The organism is Streptomyces sp. NPDC013157, assembly GCF_042899865.1.
Classification (GTDB): domain Bacteria; phylum Actinomycetota; class Actinomycetes; order Streptomycetales; family Streptomycetaceae; genus Streptomyces.
Genome location: NZ_JBIBAK010000013.1, coordinates 176,079 through 196,833, shown reverse-complemented (window position 1 = coordinate 196,833; position 20,755 = coordinate 176,079). Strand labels below are relative to the sequence as shown.

The 20,755-nt window shown below is 71.6% G+C and carries 19 protein-coding genes and 1 riboswitch; of the genes, 7 read left to right on the top strand and 12 right to left on the bottom strand.

The window, feature by feature from the left end:
• Positions 1–6: 6 nt before the first annotated feature.
• On the top strand, positions 7–753 hold the full coding sequence (locus ACFY6U_RS33580) for a TetR family transcriptional regulator (protein ID WP_390044253.1): 747 nt from the start codon (positions 7–9) through the stop codon (positions 751–753).
• On the opposite strand, the gene ACFY6U_RS33575 is transcribed toward ACFY6U_RS33580, so the two are convergent.
• Complete coding sequence (locus ACFY6U_RS33575) at positions 746–3,154, bottom strand: MMPL family transporter (protein ID WP_390044457.1); 2,409 nt, start codon at positions 3,152–3,154, stop codon at positions 746–748. The genes ACFY6U_RS33580 and ACFY6U_RS33575 overlap by 8 nt on opposite strands.
• A gap of 175 nt (positions 3,155–3,329) precedes the next feature.
• Here ACFY6U_RS33575 and ACFY6U_RS33570 point away from each other — a divergent pair, with 175 nt between their 5' ends.
• Positions 3,330–4,019, top strand: coding sequence for a response regulator transcription factor (locus tag ACFY6U_RS33570; protein ID WP_390044251.1), 690 nt, complete (start codon positions 3,330–3,332; stop codon positions 4,017–4,019).
• Entirely contained in the window at positions 4,016–5,449 is a 1,434-nt protein-coding gene (locus ACFY6U_RS33565; RefSeq protein ID WP_390044249.1) for a sensor histidine kinase, read from the top strand. The genes ACFY6U_RS33570 and ACFY6U_RS33565 overlap by 4 nt, the downstream gene beginning before the upstream one ends.
• Before the next feature lie 163 nt (positions 5,450–5,612).
• On the opposite strand, the gene ACFY6U_RS33560 is transcribed toward ACFY6U_RS33565, so the two are convergent.
• The 4 genes from ACFY6U_RS33560 to ACFY6U_RS33545 form a co-directional block, all read right to left on the bottom strand.
• Positions 5,613–6,014 carry an ATP-binding protein gene (locus ACFY6U_RS33560; protein ID WP_351485388.1) on the bottom strand — a complete coding sequence of 134 codons (402 nt, stop codon included), beginning with the start codon at positions 6,012–6,014 and terminating at the stop codon, positions 5,613–5,615.
• Positions 6,015–6,019: 5 nt separating this feature from the next.
• Entirely contained in the window at positions 6,020–7,576 is a 1,557-nt protein-coding gene (locus ACFY6U_RS33555) for an ABC transporter substrate-binding protein (RefSeq protein ID WP_390044247.1), read from the bottom strand.
• Between the two features lie 210 nt (positions 7,577–7,786).
• Positions 7,787–9,109, bottom strand: a complete 1,323-nt coding sequence (locus tag ACFY6U_RS33550; protein ID WP_390044245.1) for a metallophosphoesterase — start codon at positions 9,107–9,109, stop codon at positions 7,787–7,789.
• Positions 9,110–9,137: 28 nt separating this feature from the next.
• The gene (locus tag ACFY6U_RS33545) at positions 9,138–9,377 is read right to left on the bottom strand and encodes an SCO4848 family membrane protein (RefSeq protein WP_093508084.1); all 240 of its coding nucleotides are present in this window, start codon (positions 9,375–9,377) and stop codon (positions 9,138–9,140) included.
• A 91-nt stretch (positions 9,378–9,468) separates the two neighbouring features.
• On the opposite strand from ACFY6U_RS33545, the gene ACFY6U_RS33540 reads away from it, so the two are divergent.
• Positions 9,469–10,731: a D-alanyl-D-alanine carboxypeptidase family protein gene (locus ACFY6U_RS33540; RefSeq protein ID WP_390044243.1), complete on the top strand. Its 1,263-nt coding sequence runs from the start codon at positions 9,469–9,471 to the stop codon at positions 10,729–10,731.
• Here ACFY6U_RS33540 and ACFY6U_RS33535 read toward each other — a convergent pair.
• The 4 genes from ACFY6U_RS33535 to ACFY6U_RS33520 all read right to left on the bottom strand — a co-directional run bounded on the left by ACFY6U_RS33535 (position 10,679) and on the right by ACFY6U_RS33520 (position 13,533).
• A complete protein-coding gene (locus ACFY6U_RS33535; protein ID WP_390044241.1) occupies positions 10,679–11,584 on the bottom strand; it encodes a YihY/virulence factor BrkB family protein in 906 nt (301 codons plus the stop codon). The genes ACFY6U_RS33540 and ACFY6U_RS33535 overlap by 53 nt on opposite strands.
• Positions 11,572–11,997, bottom strand: a complete 426-nt coding sequence (locus ACFY6U_RS33530) for a GtrA family protein (RefSeq protein ID WP_390044240.1) — start codon at positions 11,995–11,997, stop codon at positions 11,572–11,574. The genes ACFY6U_RS33535 and ACFY6U_RS33530 overlap by 13 nt, the downstream gene beginning before the upstream one ends.
• The gene (locus ACFY6U_RS33525) at positions 11,994–12,911 is read right to left on the bottom strand and encodes a decaprenyl-phosphate phosphoribosyltransferase (RefSeq protein ID WP_390044455.1); all 918 of its coding nucleotides are present in this window, start codon (positions 12,909–12,911) and stop codon (positions 11,994–11,996) included. The genes ACFY6U_RS33530 and ACFY6U_RS33525 overlap by 4 nt, the downstream gene beginning before the upstream one ends.
• A gap of 121 nt (positions 12,912–13,032) precedes the next feature.
• Positions 13,033–13,533 carry a phosphatase PAP2 family protein gene (locus ACFY6U_RS33520; RefSeq protein WP_390044238.1) on the bottom strand — a complete coding sequence of 167 codons (501 nt, stop codon included), beginning with the start codon at positions 13,531–13,533 and terminating at the stop codon, positions 13,033–13,035.
• A 139-nt stretch (positions 13,534–13,672) separates the two neighbouring features.
• Between ACFY6U_RS33520 and ACFY6U_RS33515 the strand changes: the two genes are divergently transcribed.
• Together ACFY6U_RS33515 and ACFY6U_RS33510 are read left to right on the top strand one after the other, a co-directional pair.
• Positions 13,673–15,028 carry an FAD-binding protein gene (locus ACFY6U_RS33515; protein WP_390044237.1) on the top strand — a complete coding sequence of 452 codons (1,356 nt, stop codon included), beginning with the start codon at positions 13,673–13,675 and terminating at the stop codon, positions 15,026–15,028.
• A 26-nt stretch (positions 15,029–15,054) separates the two neighbouring features.
• Positions 15,055–15,810, top strand: a complete 756-nt coding sequence (locus ACFY6U_RS33510; RefSeq protein WP_390044236.1) for a decaprenylphospho-beta-D-erythro-pentofuranosid-2-ulose 2-reductase — start codon at positions 15,055–15,057, stop codon at positions 15,808–15,810.
• Between the two features lie 97 nt (positions 15,811–15,907).
• Here the strand turns inward: ACFY6U_RS33510 and ACFY6U_RS33505 are convergent, their stop codons facing one another.
• From ACFY6U_RS33505 to ACFY6U_RS33495, 3 genes are all read right to left on the bottom strand, one after another.
• The gene (locus ACFY6U_RS33505) at positions 15,908–16,486 is read right to left on the bottom strand and encodes a 2'-5' RNA ligase family protein (RefSeq protein ID WP_390044234.1); all 579 of its coding nucleotides are present in this window, start codon (positions 16,484–16,486) and stop codon (positions 15,908–15,910) included.
• A gap of 142 nt (positions 16,487–16,628) precedes the next feature.
• Positions 16,629–17,642 (bottom strand): tryptophan--tRNA ligase, encoded by a 1,014-nt coding sequence (gene trpS, locus ACFY6U_RS33500; RefSeq protein WP_390044233.1) that lies wholly within the window; start codon positions 17,640–17,642, stop codon positions 16,629–16,631.
• Positions 17,643–17,814: 172 nt separating this feature from the next.
• The gene (locus ACFY6U_RS33495) at positions 17,815–19,269 is read right to left on the bottom strand and encodes a glycine hydroxymethyltransferase (protein WP_390044231.1); all 1,455 of its coding nucleotides are present in this window, start codon (positions 19,267–19,269) and stop codon (positions 17,815–17,817) included.
• 32 nt (positions 19,270–19,301) lie between these two features.
• Positions 19,302–19,392, bottom strand: a riboswitch (ZMP/ZTP riboswitch).
• Positions 19,393–19,496: 104 nt separating this feature from the next.
• On the opposite strand from ACFY6U_RS33495, the gene rocD reads away from it, so the two are divergent.
• The gene (gene rocD, locus ACFY6U_RS33490; RefSeq protein ID WP_390044229.1) at positions 19,497–20,702 is read left to right on the top strand and encodes an ornithine--oxo-acid transaminase; all 1,206 of its coding nucleotides are present in this window, start codon (positions 19,497–19,499) and stop codon (positions 20,700–20,702) included.
• Positions 20,703–20,755: the final 53 nt, after the last annotated feature.

Here is a 20,755-nt window from a genome sequence, read left to right as displayed (position 1 = left end):
CTGTCCGTGTCCGCGAAGAACGACGGTCCCGTCGAGGCCGCTGCCCAGAGCAAGTCCGAGCAGACCCGCGCGCTGATCCTGGAGACGGCGATGCGCCTGTTCCGGGAGCGGGGCTACGAGAAGACCACGATGCGGGCCATCGCCACCGAGGCCGGGGTCTCCGTCGGCAACGCGTACTACTACTTCGCCGGCAAGGAACACCTGATCCAGGGCTTCTACGACCAGCTCGCCGCCGAGCACCGGGTGGCGGTCCGCGAGGTCCTGGACAAGGAGACCGACCTGGAGGCGCGGCTCGCGGGCGTGCTCAAGGTGTGGCTGGACATCGCCCGGCCGTACCACGAGTTCGCGGTCCACTTCTTCAAGAACGCCGCCGACCCCGACAGCCCGCTCAGCCCCTTCTCCCCGGAGAGCGAGCACGCGCGCGAGGAGGCGATCCGGGTGCACCGCGAGGTGCTGGCGGGCGCGAAGACGAAGGTCGCCCCCGAACTGCGGGACGTACTGCCCGAGTTGATGTGGCTCTCGCAGATGGGGCTGGTCCTGTACTGGATCTTCGACCGGACCGAGGGGCGGGAGCGGAGCTACCGGCTGGCCGAGCGGGGGGCCCGGCTGACCGCGCGAGGCGTGCTGCTCGCGCGGTTCCGGGTCCTGCGGCCGCTCGTGCTCGAGGTGCACGAGCTGTTCACGGACTTCCTGCCGGGGATGACGCGGGTACTGCCGGATCCCGGGGGCAGGGCCAGGGGCTCGGCTAGTTGACCGCGTCCACCTCGTCCCCGGTCAGCTCCACGTCGTACACCAGCGGCCCCTCCACCACCGTCACGTGCCGGGCCTTCGAGCCGTACGACGCGGACGTCACCGCCAGCAGGTAGGCCCCCGGCGCCGGGACCGAGACGATGTACGAGCCGTCCGCCAGGGACGTCACGCGGTCCAGTTGGCGGCCGCCCTTGGACATCAGGGTGACCGAGGCGTCCTCCACCGGGTCGCCCTCGGGCGTGCGGACGAAGCCGTGGATCGCCGTGGCCGCACCGCTGGGAGCGGCCGGCTCAGGAGCCGCCGGCTCCTGGGGTTCCACCGCGAGGTGCGGGAGCCGCTCGTCCAGCCAGGCCGGCAGCCACCAGTTGGACCTGCCGAGCAGGTGCATCGCCGCCGGGACCAGGGCCGTACGGAGGATGAAGGCGTCCAGGGCGACCGCGGCCGCCAGGCCCACGCCCGCCATCGCCGCGCCCGAGTCGCCGCTCAGGACGAAGGCCAGGAAGACGCAGACCATGATCAGGGCCGCGGAGTTGATGACGCGGCTGGTCTCCGCGAGGCCCACCCGGACCGCCCGCGCGTTGTCCTTGGTGTGCACCCACTCCTCGTGCATCCGGCTCACCAGGAACACCTGGTAGTCCATGGAGAGGCCGAAGAGCAGGGAGAGCATGATGACCGGCAGGAACGCGTTGATCGGGCCCTCCTTGCCGAGGCCCAGCAGATCCAGGCCCCAGCCCCACTGGAAGACCGCCACCAGGACGCCGAAGGAGGCCGCCGCCGCGATCAGGTTCATCACGGCGGCCGTCAGCGGGACGACCAGGGAGCGGAAGGCGACCAGGAGCAGCAGGAAGCCCAGGCCGATGATCGTCGCGATGAAGAGGGGCAGACGGTCGCCGGTGACGGAGGCGAAGTCCTTCGACACCGCCGTCACACCGCCCACGTGGGCCTCCGCGCCCGCCTTCGGGATCACCCGGCCGCGCAGGGTGTCGATGAGGTCGTCCGTCTCCTTGGACTGCGGGGAGGTGGTCGGGACCACCTGGATGACCGTGACGCCCTGCGACGGGGGCAGCTCGGCCACCTGGGCGACGCCCGGGGTCGACCGCAGGCCCTGGACCAGCTTCGCCGTGTCGCCGCCGACGCTGACCACCTGGAGGGGGCCGTTGAAGCCGGGACCGAAGCCCTCGGCGAGCAGGTCGTAGGCCTTCCTGGTGGTCGTGGACGCGTCGTCGTTGCCCTGGTCGGTGGCGCCGAGGCGCAGGGAGAGGACCGGGATGGCCAGCACGGCCATGACGACCACGGCGAGCGCGGCGATGCGGCGCGGGCGCTTCTCCACGTTCGCCGACCAGCGGGCCGCCAGGCCGCTCGCCTTCTCCGGCTCCGGGCCCTGCGCGGCCAGCCGGCGGCGCTGGCGGCGGCTGAGGACGCGCGGGCCGAGGAAGCCGAGCAGGGCCGGGAGGAGGGTGGTGGCCGCGAGGACGCTGAGGACGACCGTGAGGGAGGTGCCGATGACCACGCCGTCCAGGAAGTGCAGCCGGGTGACCAGCATGCCGGCCAGCGCGATGCAGACCGTGCCGCCCGCGAACAGCACCGCCCGGCCGGAGGTGTTGAGGGCGGTGACCGCCGACTCCTCCGGGTCCATGCCGCGCAGGATGCCGCGCCGGTGCCGGGTCACGATGAACAGCGCGTAGTCGATGCCGACGCCGAGGCCGATCAGGGAGGCGAGCAGCGGGGCGATGTCGGGGATGTCGGTGGTGTGGCTGAGCAGCTGGGTGGAGAACAGGCCCATGCCGACGCCGAAGACGGCGATCGCGATGGGCAGGGTCATCGCGAAGAACGAACCGAAGGCGAGGAACAGCACGACGGCCGCGGCGACGATGCCGACCATCTCGGAGAGGCCCTGCGGCGGCTCCTGGACGCGCTGGATGGCCTGCCCGCCCAACTCGACCTGGAGTCCGGCCCGTTCGGCGTCCTGGGCGGTGTCCAGGACCTTCTGCACCTGCTCCTTGGGGATTTCGTTCGCCCGCTTGGTGAAGGTCAGCTGGGCGTAGGCGATCGTGCCGTCCTTGCTGATCTGCGCCGATCCCCGGGCCCCGGCGTAGGGGCTGGTGACCGCGCCCACGCCGGGCAGCTTGGCGATCTTGTCGAGGGCCGGCTGGACGCGGCCCTGGACCGCCTTGTCCGTCACCGAGCCGTTGTCGACCTTCCACACCACGGTGTCCGTGTCACCCGAGGTGTTCGGGAAGGCCTTCTGCATCAGGTCGTACGCGGTCTTGGAGTCCGTGTCGGGGAGGGAGAAGACGTTCGCGTAGTTCGTGCCCGCCGTCGAGGCCGAGAAGCCCACGCCGACGAGTGCCCCCACCCACAGCAACAGGACCACCAGCCGGTGCCGATAGCACCACCGTGCCAATGCCGTCACGCTCAACAGCTCCTTGTCGTAGATCACTTCGGTCGGTCGGTCCCCCAGGTCCTGGGCAACAGGATCGGCAGCGGGCCGCGCGCCGGGACACGGGGCGCGCATGACTCTCAAGGAACTCCAAAGCTGCGCGCCCCCGGCTGTCGGCGGCGGCGCCGATACTGGGGGCATGACGGCTCCAGGCAGCACCGTGCTGATCGTGGAGGACGAGCCGAGCATCGCGGACGTCCTCGCCATCGCCCTGCGCTACCACCGGTTCGAGGTGATGACGGCCGGCACGGTCCGGGAAGCCCTCGCGCTGGCCGAGCGCACCCGGCCGGACGCGGCCCTGCTCGACGTGATGCTGCCGGACGGCGACGGGCGGGCGCTGGCGCGGGAACTGCGTGCCCGGCAGCCGGACCTGGCGCTGGTGTTCCTGACCGCGCGGGACGCGCCCGCCGAGATAGTCGGGGCGCTCGGCTACGGCGACGACTACATCACCAAGCCGTTCAACATCGACGAGGTCGTCGCCAGGATCGGCGCCGTGCTGCGCCGCATCCGCCCGGCGGACGTCATCCAGCAGCGCCCGCCGCTGCGCTACGGCGACCTGGAGCTGGACGAGACGACGTACTCGGTGCACCGCGCCGGCCGCACGGTCGAGCTGACCCCGACCGAGTACGCGCTGCTGCGCTTCCTGGTGCGCAACGGCGGCCGGATCGTGCCGAAGGAGCAACTGCTCAGGCACGTCTGGCAGTACGAGCACATACCGTCCGAGTCGACCGTCGTGGAGACCTACATCAGCTACCTGCGGCGCAAGCTCGACGCCCTGGGCGCGCCGGTGATCACCACCCGGCGGGGCGTCGGGTACGGCCTGACATGAACCTCGGCAAGCGCCGGCACCGGCACGGACTGCACTCGCTGCGCGGCAAGCTCACCCTGGCCAACGTCGGGCTGCTGGCCGTCGGCATCGTGGTCGCGGCCATCGTGAGCATCATGGGCATGCGGCTGTACCTGCTCGACCAGGTGGACTCCGAACTGCTCAAGACGCGGACGTCCCTGGGGAGTTCGGGACTGACCCTGCGGCAGGTCGACTCGCTGAGCGCGCTCGGCGTGATCCGCGAGCGGATCACCCCCGCCGAGTCCGACCCGACCCCGGACTCGATCTTCGCGGTCATCGACACCAACGGCGACGCGATCTCCCTCTTCGCCATGAAGCCGACCGAGGCCCAGCGCGCCCTCGCCGCGGCCGTGTCCGACCCGCAAGCCCTCGCCGCCGCGCCCGACCCGCACGACATCGACGTGCACGGCGCGTCCTACCGGGTGACGGCGACCCGGCTCGCCGACGGCCCCTACATCCTGCTGGCCCAGTCGACCGAGCTGCTGCACAAGGGCATAGCCAAGGCGCTCAAGCTCGACTTCGCGGTCGGCTCGCTGCTGCTCGCGCTGCTGTGCTGCCTGACCATGTACAGCGTGCGGCAACGGCTGCTGCCGCTGGAGGACATGGTGGAGACGTCGTCGGCGATCGCCGAGGGCGACCTGACCCGGCGGGTGCCCTCCAGCCAGCATCCGACGGAGGAGGTCGAGCAGCTGCGGCTGGCCCTCAACGCCATGCTGCACCAGGTGGAGACGGCGTACCGGACCCGCGAGCGCAGCGCCGCCCAGCTGCGCCGGTTCGTCGCCGACGCCTCGCACGAGCTGCGCACCCCGCTCGCCGCCATCCGCGGCTATCTCCAGCTGTACGAGAAGGGGATGCTGAGCGAGCCCGGGGAGCGGCGGCGGGCCTGGGACCGGATGCACGGCGAAGTGGACCGGATGGGCCGCCTCGTGGACGAACTGCTGCTGCTCGCCCGGCTCGACCAGCGGCCGGAGATCCGGTTCCGGAACGTCGACGTGAGCCGGCTGGTGCGGGACGCGGCGGAGGACCTGCGGGCGCAGCAGCCGGGGCGGCCGGTGGCCGTGGACGCCGACGGGGCGGTGCTGGTGCGGGCGGACGAGTCGGGGCTGCGGCAGGTGCTGGGGAATCTGATGGCCAACGTGCGCGTCCACACGCCCGGTGACGCCGCCGTGCGGCTGGGGGTGGAGCGGGCGGACGGGGTGGTGCGGGTGTGCGTGGCCGACGAGGGGCCGGGGCTCGGGAAGGAGGACGCGGGGCGGATCTTCGACCGCTTCTTCCGGGTGGGCAGCGCGGAGGGGAGCGGGCTGGGGATGGCGATCGTGCAGGGGGTGGTGGAGGCGCACGGGGGTGAGGTGCGGGTGCGGACCTCACCTGGGGAGGGGCTGGCGGTGACGGTTACGTTGCGATCGGTATGAGTTTCGGGTGCGGGTGCGTGGGGGGGGCTGGTCACGCCCACGCGGCGGCAGCCGCACATCGAATACAGCCCCGCGCCCCCAAGGGGCGCGCACTGCAACGCCCTTCTTTTGGGGGCGCGGGGAACTGCGCGAGCAACCGCGACGGCGCCGCAGCCGCAAACGGCTACGGGTCGACCGAGATCAACGCCCACACGGTCTTGCCGTGGGCTCCCCTGCTCCACACCCCCCACGCCGCCGCGATCGTCTCCACCAGGTGCAGGCCCCGGCCCGTCTCGTCGTCCTCCCGGACGATGCGCAGCCGGGGCTCCACGCGCCCCTCGTCCGAGACCTCTATCAGGCAGGAGCCGTCGGCCAGGGCGGTCACCGCGACCTCGAACTCCCGCTCCTGCAGGGGGCCGTGGCGGACGACGTTGGTGGCCAGCTCGGAGACGAGGAGCAGGGCGTCGCCGACCGCCGGGGTGTCCGGGCCGTGGCCCCACGCGGCCAGGTGGTCCCGGACCCGGTGCCGGGCCAGGCCGACGGACGCCGGGTGCCGGGGCAGCCGGAAGGCGTTGCGTCTCAGCACGCCCGTCAGATCCAGTTCAGACTCCACAGGCGGAAGACGCCCGTGCTGTCGTTGAGGTACTGGGCTCCCCCCACGTCCTCGCTGCTGAGGACGTAGTCGGTGCGCTGCCACAGCGGAATCAGCGGGACGTCGTTCGCCACGTCCGTCTGGACGGTGCGGAAGTCCTCCTCGGCCCTGCTGCGGTCGGCGTACTGCTGGCTGTTCCGGAGGAGGGCGTCGACGGCCTTGTTGCTGTAACCGGTGCTCATCACGGAGTCGCTGCCGACCAGGGAGGAGCCGAAGGTGTCCGGGTCGGGATAGTCGGCGACCCAGCCGACCGCCCAGGCATCCATCTTCCCCTCGGCCCACGACTTCTGGAAGTCGGTCCACTCGTAACCCTTGACGTCGACCTTGAACAGGCCACCCGCCTCCAGCTGCTTCTTCAGCGCGGCGGCCTCCTCGGCGCCCGCGCCGTGGCCGATGCCGTAGCCGAAGGTGAACTCGACGGGCGTGCTGACGCCGGCCTCCTCCAGGAGCGCCTTCGCCTTGGCGACGCTCTGGGTCGGGTAGGTGTCGAAGAAGGACGTGGTGTGGCCGGTGAGGCCGCTCGGGATCAGCGAGTACAGCGGCTCCACCGTGCCGTCGTACACGGTCGAGGCCAGTTCCTCGCGGTTCACCAGCCAGGCGATGGCCCGGCGGACCAGCACGTCGTGCAGGGGCGACTTCTTGCGGGTGTTCAGGTACAGGTTGCGGGTCTCGGAGCTGTCCGACTCCAGGACGCGCTGGTCGCGGTCGCTCGGCGACAGCTTGGAGACCATGCTGGGCGGCAGCGTCCGGGTCGCCACGTCGACCTGCTTGGCCTTGTACGCGGTCTCGAGCTTGGCCGAGTCGGCGTAGTAGCGCAGCTCGACGGGGCGGCCGGTACCGCTCAGCTCGCCCTTGTAGCTGCCGTAGGGCCGCAGGGTCGCCTGCTTGTCCTTCGTGTACGACGTCAGGGTGTACGGGCCGGTGCCGTCCACCGAGTCGTCGGTACGCAGCTTGTCCGCCGGGTACTTGTCCTTGTCGACGATCGCGCCGGCGCCGGTGGCCAGCTTGAACGGAAACGTCGCGTCCGCGGACGACAGGTGGAAGGTGACGGTCTTGCCGGAGGCGGTCACCGAGCCGAGCGTCGACAGCAGGGAGGCCGGCCCGACATCCGAGTTGATCTTCTTGACCCGGTCGAAGGAGTACTTCACGTCCTCGGCGGTCATCGCCCGGCCGCTCGGGAAGGTGATCCCGTCACGCACCACACAGCGGTACGTCAGGAGGCCGGAGTCCGTGAACGCGCAGCTCTGGGCGGCGTCCGGCACCGGCTGGACACCGCCGGGCTCGAAGGTGAGCAGCGTCTGGAAGACGTTGTTGAACAACGCCCAGGAACCGGCGTCGTAGGCGCCGGCCGGGTCGAGCGAGGTGACGGCGTCGGTCGTGCCGACGGTGATCGTCTTGTTCTTGTTCTCCTGCGACGGCAGCAGCTGCCAGCCGCCGATTCCCACGACCGCCAGAACGACGAGTGTCACGAGAATCCGCATGCGAACAGATCGCATGGTTGGTGCCCTCCCCAGGACCAGCACGGGTCCGTTCCAGGCCCTACCCAGGCCCTCCACAGATGTCACTCCCCTAAGTGACGCGGCTCACCTAACCACAGGAGTTTCATGTGGGGGAAGAGTGATCTGACTAGATGAGGAAGAACTTACCGATGGCTTGTTTCCGCCGGATTTCACAGCTCTTCCACAGCGTGTGCGCGGCGGTTCGGGTCAGGCCTGTTTCGACGCGAGTTCGATGACCGTGATGTCCGACGGGGCGCCCACCCGGGTCGGGGGACCCCAGGCGCCGGCGCCCCGGGAGACGTACAGCTGGGTGTCGCCGTAACGGTCCAGGCCGGCGACGGTCGGGTTGGCCGCCGCGGCGATGAAGTTGCCGGGCCAGAGCTGGCCGCCGTGGGTGTGGCCGGAGAGCTGGAGGTCGACGTGGTGGCGGACGGCCTCGTGGATCTGGACGGGCTGGTGGGCGAGGAGCACGCAGGCGCGGGCCGGGTCGCGGCCGGCCAGGGCGCGGTCGAAATCAGGACCCTGGCCTGTGCTTTCGCCGGCGATGTCGTTCACTCCGGCGAGGTCGAAGTGGGCGAGTTCGGTACGGGCGTTCTCCAGGGGGTGCAGGCCCAGGGTGCGGACCTCCTCGACCCACTGCCGGGCGCCCGAGAAGTACTCGTGGTTGCCGGTGACGAAGTAGCTGCCGTGGCGGGCGGAGAGCTGGGCCAGGGGGGCGGCGGCGGGGCCGAGGTCCTTCACGCTGCCGTCGACGAGGTCGCCGACGACCGCGATCAGGTCGGGCTGGGTGGCGTTGATCGTGTCGACGACCCGCTGCGCGAAGCCGCGGCCGAGGATGGGGCCGAGGTGGATGTCGCTCACCACGGCGATGCGGTAACCGTGGGCGGTGCGGGGGAGTTTGGCGAGGGGGACTGTGACGCGTTTCACGCTTGGGCCGCGGAGGACGCCGTAGGTGCCGAGGCCGACGGTGGCTGCGGCGGCGGTGGCGGCTGCGCCGCCGACGACGCGGGAGACGAAGAGGCGGCGGGTGGGGGCGGCCGTGGGGGGCGCGGGACTTTCGGTGCGGGTGAGTTGTTTCAGGGGTGGTTCGGCCGGTGCGGACAGTGGCGCGTCGTGGGGGCTGGGCGCGCTCCGCGGCGGAGCCGCTGATTGATGCAGCCCCGCGCCCCTTTCGGGGCGCTTCGGTTCGGGGCGCTCCGAAGCGGGGCGCTCAGCGTCCCGGCGCTTCAAGAGACGGCTCAGTACAGGCCTCAGCGCCTCCCCCGCCACCACCGCCAGCAGCAGGTACAGGGACAGGACCATCCACAGGAAGCCCGGCCAGGCCAGGGTGCGCTGGAGGGCGAACGGGGCGTGGCCCACCTCCGCGAAGAGGGCCGTGAACATCACCACCGGTCCGGCGACGAACAGCGCCGTGCCCAGTCGGCGCGGCCACCCCCACCCGGTCGTGGTGTCGCGCACCAGGCGGCGCCACAGGTACCCGTACAGGGCCGTCACCACGGCCAGGGCGAGGAGCCCGAAGACGACGATCACCCTGCCCTGCCTCTTCCCTGTCCGGTCTCTATGACGTACGGCGCAGTGCGCGGACTCCGCGCAACCCGATGACCCCGATGACCGTCCCCAATACGAAGGACACGACGGCCAGCGTCAGGTGGATCCAGAAATACGCCGTGGGATGCCCGTTGTCGAAGGCGAGCCCGCTGCCGTCCTTGACGAGGTTTTTGACGAAAGTGATCCAGATGAACCAGCTCCACACCCCGAACGCGAGCAGGAACCAGGAGACCGGACGGCTGAGCTTCATGGACTCAGTATCGCCGTCCGCTGTCCGGTTCCGATTCCGGGGTGGAGTCGGTGACGGGACTTCGCCCTCGGTGGCAGGTACGTTCTCGTCCGTGCCCGCTCCGAAGCCGAAGGCCAGCCGCGCGTTGCTGGTCGCCTCCGCCGCCCTGCTCTCCCTGTCGTCCACCGCGCCGGCCGCGCTCGCCGCGCCGACCCCGTCCACGACTCCGTCGGCCACTCCCCCGGCGGACATGTCGACGGTGGGCGGTACCCGGCTCGGGCAGCCGGGTACCCAGGTGAACCTGGCCGCCGGGGTGCCGGTGCTGCCGAAGGACATCACGGGGCGGTCCTGGATCGTCTCCGACGCCGAGTCGGGCGAGGTGCTCGCCGCGCACAACGCGCACTGGCGGCTGCCCCCGGCGAGCACCCTGAAGATGCTGTTCGCGGACACCGTGCTGCCCCGGTTCCCGAAGTCGACCCCGCACAAGGTGGCGCCGGCCGACCTCGCGGGCATCGGCGCCGGTTCCAGCATGGTCGGGATAAAGGAGGGCCAGACCTACACGGTCCGCGACCTCTGGCTCGGGGTGTTCCTGCGCTCCGGCAACGACGCCGTGCACGTGCTGTCCGCGATGAACGGCGGGGTCGAGCAGACGGTCAGGGACATGCAGGACCACGCGGACGAGCTGCAGGCGCTGGACACCCACGTGGTGAGTCCGGACGGGTACGACCAGCCGGGGCAGGTGTCGTCGGCGTACGACCTGTCGCTGTTCGCGCGTTCCGGGCTGCAGAAGAAGGACTTCCGGGAGTACTGCTCGACCGTGCGGGCCAGTTTCCCGGGCGACACGACGAAGAACGCGAAGGGCAAGTCGGTCCGTGGGTCCTTCGAGATCCAGAACACCAACCGGCTGCTGAGCGGCGACACCGACGTCCCGGTGTACCAGGGCATCGCGGGGGTGAAGAACGGCAACACCACCAACGCGGGCGCCACCTTCACCGGGGTCGCCGAGCGGAACGGCCGGGTGCTGCTGGTCACCGTGATGAACCCGGAGAAGAAGGAGCACAACGAGGTCTACAAGGAGACGGCCAAGCTGTTCGACTGGGGTTTCCAGGCGGCCGGCAAGGTGACCCCGGTGGGCGAGCTGGTGCCGCCCAGGGGGGCCGTGTCCTCCAGTGCCCCGCCGCAGGCCACCGCCGCCGGGAAGGACGCGGGCACCAGCTCGAAGCCGGTGGCCGCCTCCTCCGCCAACGGCTCGGGCGGGGTCGGGGTGGCGCTGGGGATCGCGGGCGGCGCGGTGCTGCTGCTGGTGGGCGCGGCGTTCCTGGTCAACCGCCGTTGGCCGCTGCCGGATCTGGTGCGCCGACGGACTCGTCCCTGAACTCGGCGGTGGTCTCCTCCGCCGTCCAGGCGGCGCAGTACAGGACGATCCTGGCCGTGAAGTTGATCCACAGCAGCAGGGCCACCGGGACGCCGAACGCGCCGTACATGCTCTTTCCGGCGACGCCCTGGATGTAGCCGCTGAGCAGCAGCTTGAGGAGTTCGAAGCCGACCGCGCCGATCAGGGCCGCCACCAGCAGGCGGCGGCGCGGCGGCTCGACGCCGGGCAGCAGGGTGAGGACGTAGAGCAGGAGCAGGAAGTCGGCCACCACGGCGACGAGGAACGCGGCGATGCGCAGGAGCAGGGTCCCCCAGCTGTGTTCGGCCATGCCGAGCTGCCGGCCCGTCCAGCCGACCGCCGCCGAGGCGAGCGTGGAGACGGCGAGCGTGACGAGCACGGCGCCGCCGAAGCCGATCAGGATCACGCCGTCCTTGGCCTTGGCGAGGATCGGGTTCTGGTCCTTGTCGGGCAGCTGCCACACCGCGCGCAGGCAGTCCCGCATCTGTCCGACCCAGTTGATGCCGGTGAACAGCAGGACGGCACCGGCGATGAGACCGACGGTGCCGGCGTTCTGGACCAGGGAGTGGATGTCCAGCTGGTCGGAGATGCCGGGCACCTGGTCCGCGATCTTCTTCTGGAGGTCGTGCTGCTGCGACTCGCTCAGCGTGGCGGCCCCGATCGCGGCGCCCACGGTCAGCAGCGGGAAGAGCGAGACGAAGCTGATGAAGGTCATGGCGGCGGCCAGCCGGGACCACTTCACCCGGTCGAGCCGCTCGTACGACCGCCATACGTGCGTCGTCATGAGCCGGCCCACGAGGGGGCCGACGACGGGGAGTTTTCTCAGCCAGTCCATGATCCGACTCTGCCCCCTCCGCGGAACACCAATGTGCGGGTACCCCAGAAGCGCAGCATCGTAGCCAGCGCCATGCCGACGACCGCGCCGGAGACGGTGTCGGCGCGCTGTGAGGTGAGGCCGAGTCCGTAGTGGCTGACGGCGAGGCAGAGCAGCTGGACCAGGGCGCCGGCGAGGTTCACGGCGACGAAGACGGCGTAGGGGCGTACCCCGGTCGCACGCGTGTGGCGGTAGGTGCCGCAGGCGTTGCCGAGGTAGGCGACGGTGCAGCCCGCCACGAAGGACAGGGACTTGGCGGTGAGCGGGTCGAGGGCGGCCGGGCCGCGCAGCCAGCTGAAGAGGCCGAGGTCGGCGGCGTAGGCGAGCAGACCGACGGTCGCGAAGCCGATCAGCTCGCGCGCGGGCGCGGTCACCAGTGGGCCACCGCGAGGCCGTACATCGCGAGCCAGGCCAGGCCGATCAGGGCGAGGGCGCGGTCGCGCAGGACGACGTCCTCGGGTTCGCCGGCGGTGCCGCGGTCGGCGAAGACGGCGTACCGGAGGATCGCCAGGATGAAGGCGACCATGGACAGCTGGCGCCAGGGCAGCAGGCCGGCGGCGGGCCCGTCGCGGCCCTCCAGGGCCCACAGACAGTAGGCGAGGACGGCGACTCCGGCGGCCAGCTGCCAGACGAAGCGGAGGTAGCCGGTGGTGTACTCGGTGAGCAGCGCGCGCGTGGCGCCCGCTTTTCCGGCCATCTGCACGGCCTCGGAGTAGCGCTTGGCCGACACCATGAAGAGCGCGCCGAAGCCGGTGGTGATCAGGAACCAGCGGGACAGCGGGATGCCGAGGGCGACCCCGCCGGTCATCGCCCGCATCAGGAAGCCGGTGGTGACCACGACGAGGTCGACGACCAGGACGTGCTTCAGGGCCACGCAGTACGCCAGTTGCATGCCCAGGTAGGCGGTCAGCAGGACAGGGACGAGGGGCGGTGTGAGCCGGGCCGCGAGCAGGGGCGCGAGGACGGCCAGGACGCCGCCGACGGCGTAGGCGACGGGGACCGGGACCTGCCCGGCGGCGACCGGGCGGCGGCACTTGACGGGGTGGGCGCGGTCGGCCTCGGCGTCCCGGGCGTCGTTGATCAGGTAGACGGCGGCGGCGCAGGCCGTGAAGAGGACGAAGGTCAGGGCGAGGCGGCCGAGCGCGGGCACCGAGAAGAGCCGGCCGGCGGCGGCCGGGGCGGCGACGACGAGGGTGTTCTTGACCCACTGCTTGGGGCGGGTGGTCCGCAGCAGGCCCGTGAGGAGGCCGCCGGGGGTGACACGCGCACGTGCCGGTCCGTGCGCCAGGGAGGGGTGGGCGCGCTGTTCGCGCAGAGTCGTTTCAGCAGCGCTCTTCGCCGGCCCCGTTCCGGCAGCCCGCTCCGCCGGCGTCGGTTCGGCGACCCCCTTCGCGGCGGCGTGCGCGGTCTCAGTCACGGCCGCCTCCGCTCATCCAGCGCGCCCCGGCGCGGGCCGTGAGCGCCCCGAGGGCCGCGCCCGCCGCCACGTCGGACGGGAAGTGCACGCCGACGACCAGCCGGGACAGGCACATGGCGGCGGCGAGGGGCGCGAGGGCGGGCACCCCGAGCGCCCCGAAGGCGACGGCCGCGGCCGCGGCGGAGGTGGCGTGCGAGCTGGGGAAGGAGTGCCGCCCCGCGGTGCGCATCCGGGGCCGGACATGTGCGGGGCGGGCCCGGCGTACGACCCGTTTGACGCCCATGCTGCCGAGGTGCGCGACCGCGACGAGCGCCGTGCCACGCACCCAGGCGCCGCGCCGCGCGCCGTCCACGGCGGCCCCGGCGAGGCCCGCCGCGAGCCAGAGCGCGCCGTGCTCACCGGCGAGGGAGAGACCGCGCGCGGCCGACGCGACGCGTGGATCGGAGCCGCAGGCGTGCAGTGCGGAGAGGATCCGGTGGTCCATGTCGTCCATTGGACTCACTGTTCACCCTCACCCCATCAAAGCTACGACCATATTGAGCGACATTCGGATAATCACCCGTTTCGGGGAGTCAGGCGATCCCCCGTGGCCAATAGCGCTAATTGCCCATAACGGGCGTTACGGTCGCCGTATGCCTGGAGAGACCGTCCCCGTCACCGGCTGGGGCCGCACCGCCCCCACCGCCGCCCTCCTGATCCGCCCCCGGACCTATCAGGAGGCGGCGGACGCGATCCGGAACTGCGGGTCGCGCGGCGGTATCGCGCGGGGTCTCGGCCGGGCCTACGGCGACGCGGCGCAGAACGCCGGCGGCGCCGTGCTCGACATGACGGGCCTGGACCGCGTCCACGCCATCGACGCGGACGGCGGCACCGTGCTGTGCGACGCCGGGGTCTCGTTGCACCGCCTGATGGAGGTGCTGCTGCCGCTCGGCTGGTTCGTCCCGGTGACCCCGGGGACCCGCCAGGTGACGGTGGGCGGCGCGATCGGCGCCGACATCCACGGCAAGAACCACCATGTCTCGGGATCGTTCTCCCGTCACGTGCTGTCCTTCGAACTCCTCACCGCCGACGGCCAGGTCCGCACGGTGAGCCGCGGCACCCCGCTGTTCGACGCGACGGCCGGCGGCATGGGTCTGACCGGAGTGATCCTCACGGCGACCGTCCGCCTCCTCCCCGTCGAGACGTCGTACATGTCCGTCGACACCGAACGCGCCGCCGACCTCGACGACCTGATGACCCGCCTGACCGGGACCGACCACCGCTACCGCTACTCGGTCGCCTGGATCGACCTGCTCGCGCGCGGGGCGGCGACCGGGCGCGCGGTGCTCACCCGCGGCGACCACGCACCCAGGGAGGCGCTCGCCGGGAACACCCGCGCCGGGCGTGCCCCGCTGGCCTTCCGCCCCCGCGAGCTGCCACCCGCCCCCGCCCACGTCCCCGACGGCCTCCTGGGCTCCGCCACCGTCGGCCTCTTCAACGAACTCTGGTACCGCAAGGCACCCCGCGCCCGGGTCGGCCAACTCCAGCGCATCTCCTCGTTCTTCCACCCCCTGGACGGCGTCCCGCACTGGAACCGCGTCTACGGCCGGGCCGGCTTCGTCCAGTACCAGTTCGTCGTCGGACACGGCCAGGAGGCCGCCCTGCGCCGGATCGTGGCCCGGATCTCCGAGCGCCGCTGCCCGTCCTTCCTGGCCGTCCTCAAGCGCTTCGGCGAGGCCGACCCCGGCTGGCTCTCCTTCCCCGTGCCCGGCTGGACCCTCGCCCTCGACATCCCCGCCGGGCTGCCCGGCCTCGGCGCCTTCCTCGACGAACTGGACGAGGAGGTCGCCGGCGCCGGCGGCCGCGTCTACCTCGCCAAGGACGCCCGGCTCCGACCCGACCTGCTCGCCGCGATGTACCCACGACTCGCCGAATTCCGTGCCCTGCGCGCGGAGTTGGACCCACGCGGAGTGTTCGTCTCCGACCTGTCCCGCCGCCTCGGTCTCTAGCCCTCCTCCAGCCCTCAGGAGTTGCCGTGAAGGACGCCTTCGGAATGCCCCAGTCCCTGCTCGTCCTCGGCGGTACGTCGGAGATCGCGCTGGCCACCGCGCGCCGGCTGATCGCCCGCCGCACCCGTACGGTCTGGCTGGCCGGCCGCCCCTCCCCCGCCCTCGAACAGGCCGCCGGACAACTGCGCGCCCTCGGCCCCGACGTCCACACCCTCGCCTTCGACGCGCTCGACCCCGAGTCCCACGAGACGGCCCTCGGCAAGGTCTTCGCCAACGGCGACGTCGACGTGGTCCTGCTCGCCTTCGGCATCCTCGGCGACCAGGCGACCGACGAACGCGAACCGGTGAACGCGGTGCGCGTCGCCCAGACCAACTACACGGGCGCCGTCTCGGCGGGCCTGGTCGCCGCACGGGCCCTGCAGAGCCAGGGCCACGGCTCCCTGGTCGTCCTCTCCTCGGTCGCCGGCGAACGCGCCCGCCGCTCCAACTTCATCTACGGCTCCAGCAAGGCGGGCCTGGACGCCTTCACCCAAGGGCTGGGCGACGCGCTGCACGGCACGGGCGTGCACGTGATGGTCGTACGGCCGGGGTTCGTCCGGACGAAGATGACGCGGGGCCTGGACGAGGCACCGCTCGCCACCACCCCGGAGGCGGTGGCGACGGCGATCGAGCTGGGCCTGCGGCGACGGTCGGAGGTGGTGTGGGTGCCGGGAGCGCTGCGCGTCGTGATGTCGGCACTGCGGCACGCACCGCGGTCGGTGTTCCGGAGGTTGCCGATCTAGTTCCGGCCGGCCGAAGCGCCCCGCAAGGGGCGCTGGGGGTACCCCCGGCCGAAGGCTGGGGGAGGAACTGCGCGACCGGGCCCCACCGGCCCGCGCCCTACCGACTCGCGATACTCCCCCGCTCCGCATGCCCCACCTGAGGTGGAACAACAGAGCCCCCGAAGACGTACTCCCGCAGCTTCCGCCACACCCCGTCCGCGCCCTGCTCGTACAGCGCGAACCCCATACAGGACCACTCGGCCTCGAAGTCCGCCAACTCGGCGAACGCCAGGTCCATGGCGGCCTCGTCGATCCCATGGGCCACGGTCACGTGCGGGTGGTACGGGAACTGCAGCTCACGGTCGAGCGGCCCGGACGCGTCCCGGACCCGCTGCTGCAGCCAGGCGCAGTCGTCCGCGCCCTGGACCACCCGGACGTACACCACCGGCGACAGCGGCCGGAACGTACCGGTCCCGCACAGCCGCATCGGGAACGGCCGGCCCATGGCGGCGACCTCGCCGAGATACGCCTCCACGGCCGGCAACTCGGCGGAGCCGATCTCCGTGGGCGGCAGCAGCGTGACGTGCGTGGGGATGCCGTGGGCCGCGGCGTCGCCGAAGCCCGCGCGCCGCTGCTGGAGCAGGCTGCCGTGAGGCTCCGGGACCGCGATCGACACGCCGATCGTTACGGTCCCCACGTCATCTCCCGTCGGTCGTGGTGGGCGGACGCATGTCGGGTTCGTACCCGGCCGTCCGGCTATCGACTGTACGGCCACGGCCGCCTCCCGGGCAGCCGTGGCCGAAGTGATGTGCAGCGCTTCGCTTCGCCTGGTATGCGACTCAGTGCTTGGCGGGCAGGAAACCGACCCTGTCGTAGGCCTGGGCCAGGGTCTCGGCGGCGACGGCACGCGCCTTCTCGGCCCCCTTGGCGAGGATCGAGTCGAGGGTCTCCGAGTCGTCCAGGTACTGCTGGGTGCGCTCCCGGAACGGAGTGACGAAGTCGACCATGATCTCGGCGAGGTCCGTCTTGAGCGCGCCGTACATCTTGCCCTCGTACTCCTGCTCCAGCTCGGCGATCGACTTGCCGGTGAGGGTGGAGTGGATGGTGAGCAGGTTGGAGACTCCCGGCTTGTGCTCGGCGTCGTAGCGGATCACGGTGTCGGTGTCGGTGACCGCGCTCTTGACCTTCTTCGCGGTCGCCTTCGGGTCGTCGAGGAGGTTGATGAGGCCCTTCGGCGTGGACGCCGACTTGCTCATCTTGATCGCCGGGTCCTGGAGGTCGTAGATCTTCGCCGTCTCCTTGAGGATGTACGGCTTCGGGATGGTGAAGGTCTCGCCGAACCGGCCGTTGAAGCGCTCGGCGAGGTCACGGGTGAGCTCGACGTGCTGGCGCTGGTCCTCGCCGACGGGGACCTCGTTGGCCTGGTAGAGCAGGATGTCGGCGACCTGGAGGATGGGGTACGTGAACAGGCCGACGCTCGCGCGGTCCGTGCCCTGCTTGGCCGCCTTGTCCTTGAACTGGGTCATCCGGCTGGCCTCGCCGAAGCCGGTCAGGCAGTTCATGACCCAGGCGAGCTGGGCGTGCTCCGGGACGTGGCTCTGCACGAAGAGGGTGCAGCGGTCCGGGTCCAGGCCGGCCGCGAGCAGCTGGGCGGCGGCGAGCCGGGTGTTGGCGCGCAGGTCGGCGGGGTCCTGCGGGACCGTGATCGCGTGCAGGTCGACGACCATGTAGAAGGCGTCGTGGGTCTCCTGGAGGGCCACCCACTGGCGGACGGCGCCGAGGTAGTTGCCCAGGTGGAACGAGCCGGCGGTGGGCTGGATGCCGGAGAGCACGCGGGGTCGGTCAGAAGCCATGCTCACCATTCTCTCAGAGGGTGAGGGGGTGGTCGGCCCTTGAGGGGTGGGGTGGTTTCGGGGCGCGGGGGACTGCGGGTCGCATGTGGTTGCTCGCGCAGTTCCTCCCCCGGCCTTCGGCCGGGGGTACCCCCAGCGCCCCTTACGGGGCGCTGCCCCTGACCGGTGTCGATCAGCCGAGGTCGATCTCCGGGTACAGCGGGAAGCCCGCCACCAGGTCGGTCGCGCGCTGGGCGATCTCCGTCGAGACCTTCTCGTCCAGGACGTGGGAGGCCTTCGACGGGGCGCCCGACTTCGTCGTGCCCGGCTCCGTGGCGGTGAGGACACGGTCGATCAGACCCGCCACCTCGTCCATCTCCGCCGTTCCCAGTCCTCGCGTCGTCAGCGCGGGCGTGCCGATGCGGATGCCGGAGGTGTACCAGGCGCCGTTCGGGTCGGCGGGGATCGCGTTGCGGTTGGTGACGATGCCGGAGTCGAGGAGGGCCGACTCGGCCTGGCGGCCGGTGAGGCCGTACGACGTCTCGACGTCGATCAGGTTGAGGTGGTTGTCGGTGCCGCCGGTGACCAGGGTGGCGCCCCGGCGCATCAGGCCCTCGGCCAGCGCGCGCGAGTTGTCGACGATGCGCTGGGCGTAGTCCTGGAAGGCGGGCTGCCGGGCCTCGGCCAGCGCGACGGCCTTGGCGGCCATGACGTGCGGGAGCGGGCCGCCGAGGACCATCGGGCAGCCGCGGTCGACCTGGTCCTTGAGGGAGTCGTCGCACAGGACCATGCCGCCGCGCGGGCCGCGCAGCGACTTGTGGGTGGTCGTGGTCACGATCTGGGCGTGCGGGACCGGGTCGAAGTCACCGGTCAGGACCTTGCCGGCGACCAGACCGGCGAAGTGCGCCATGTCGACCATGAGGGTCGCGCCGACCTCGTCCGCGATCTCGCGCATGATCCGGAAGTTCACCAGACGGGGGTACGCCGAGTAGCCCGCGACGATGATCAGCGGCTTGAAGTCACGGGCCTGGGCGCGCAGCGCGTCGTAGTCGATCAGGCCGGTGGCCGGGTCGGTGCCGTAGGAGCGTTGGTCGAACATCTTGCCGGAGATGTTCGGGCGGAAGCCGTGGGTGAGGTGGCCGCCGGCGTCCAGGGACATGCCGAGCATCCGCTGGTTGCCGAAGGCCTGGCGCAGCTCGGCCCAGTCGGCCTCGGAGAGGTCGTTGACCTGGCGGGCGCCGGCCTTCTGGAGGAAGGGGACCTCGACGCGGTCGGCGAGGACGGCCCAGAAGGCGACCAGGTTGGCGTCGATGCCGGAGTGCGGCTGAACGTAGGCGTGCCGCGCGCCGAACAGCTCCCGGGCGTGCTCGGCGGCGAGCGCCTCGACGGTGTCGACGTTGCGGCAGCCGGCGTAGAAGCGGCGGCCGATCGTGCCCTCGGCGTACTTGTCGCTGAACCAGTTGCCCATGGCGAGCAGGGTCGCCGGGGAGGCGTAGTTCTCGGAGGCGATCAGCTTGAGCATCTCGCGCTGGTCGGCGACCTCCTGGCCGATGGCGTCGGCGACCCGCGGCTCGACGGCGCGGATCACGTCGAGGGCGGCACGGTAGGCCGTGGACTCGGTGGACAGGGGCGCGGACTTGTCTGACATTCGGGACCTCCGGACATGGCGTTCGGCATTCACGGTTCGGCCCAGGCGCACGGCACTCGGTCACAGCACGAGCCGCTCCCCGATGGTCGGTCCCATCCCAGCGCGCCAGTCACGGCCCGTGGATCACATTACCGGGCACGCCGGGCCCGAGGGCCGTGGCGTCCACCAGTCGGGCAGGGGCGGAAGGTAGGAAAGGGGGCAGTCCTGCCGCGTCCCCTGGAGTCGCCGTGACCACTACGGAAGCCCTCATCGCCGCCGCCGACGCGCACAGCGCGCACAACTACGACCCGCTGCCGGTGGTGATCGCGACGGCCGACGGCGCCTGGATGACGGACGTCGAGGGACGCCGGTACCTGGACTTCCTGGCCGGCTACTCGGCGCTGAACTTCGGGCACGGCCACCCGCGCCTGGTCGCGGCGGCGAAGGCCCAGCTGGAGCGGGTGACGCTGACGTCGAGGGCGTTCCACCACGACCGGTTCGCCGCGTTCTGCACCGAGCTGGCCGAGCTGTGCGGGATGGAGACGGTGCTGCCGATGAACACCGGCGTGGAGGCGGTGGAGACGGCGGTGAAGACCGCCCGGAAGTGGGGCTACCGGGTCAAGGGCGTGCCGGCCGAGATGGCGAAGGTCGTGGTGGCGGGCGGGAACTTCCACGGCCGTACGACGACCGTGATCAGCTTCTCCACGGATCCGGAGGCACGGGCGGACTACGGGCCGTACACGCCGGGGTTCGAGATCGTGCCGTACGGCGACCTGACGGCCATGCGGGCCGCGGTGACCGAGAACACGGTCGCGGTGCTGCTGGAGCCGATCCAGGGCGAGGCGGGGGTCGTCGTGCCGCCGGAGGGCTACCTGGCCGGGGTGCGGGAGCTGACCCGCGAGCGGGATGTGCTGTTCGTCGCGGACGAGATCCAGTCGGGGCTGGGGCGGACCGGGCGGACGTTCGCGTGCGAGCACGAGGGGGTCGTACCCGATGTGTACGTCCTCGGGAAGGCGCTGGGGGGTGGAGTGCTGCCGGTGTCGGCGGTGGTGGCGAACGCGGAGGTGCTCGGGGTGTTCCGGCCCGGGGAGCACGGGTCCACCTTCGGCGGCAATCCGCTGGCCTGCGCGGTGGCCCTGGAGGTGATCGCGATGCTGCGGACCGGGGAGTTCCAGGAGCGGGCGGCCGAACTGGGGGAACTGCTCCACCGGCGCCTGGCGGAGATGACCGGGAGCGGGCGGGTGACGGCCGTACGAGGGCGGGGGCTGTGGGCGGGGGTGGACGTGGATCCCGCGGTGGGGTCGGGGCGGGCGGTGGCGGAGCGGCTGATGGAGCGAGGCGTGCTGGTGAAGGAGACGCACGGGGTGACGGTGCGGGTGGCGCCGCCGTTGGTGGTCGAGGAGGAGGATCTGGAGTGGGGGGTCGAGCAGTTGTGGGAGGTGCTGAGCGCCTGAAGGCCTCCCTCGCGCGGCTCCGCGATCCCTTCGCCGCGCCCGGACACCCGCGG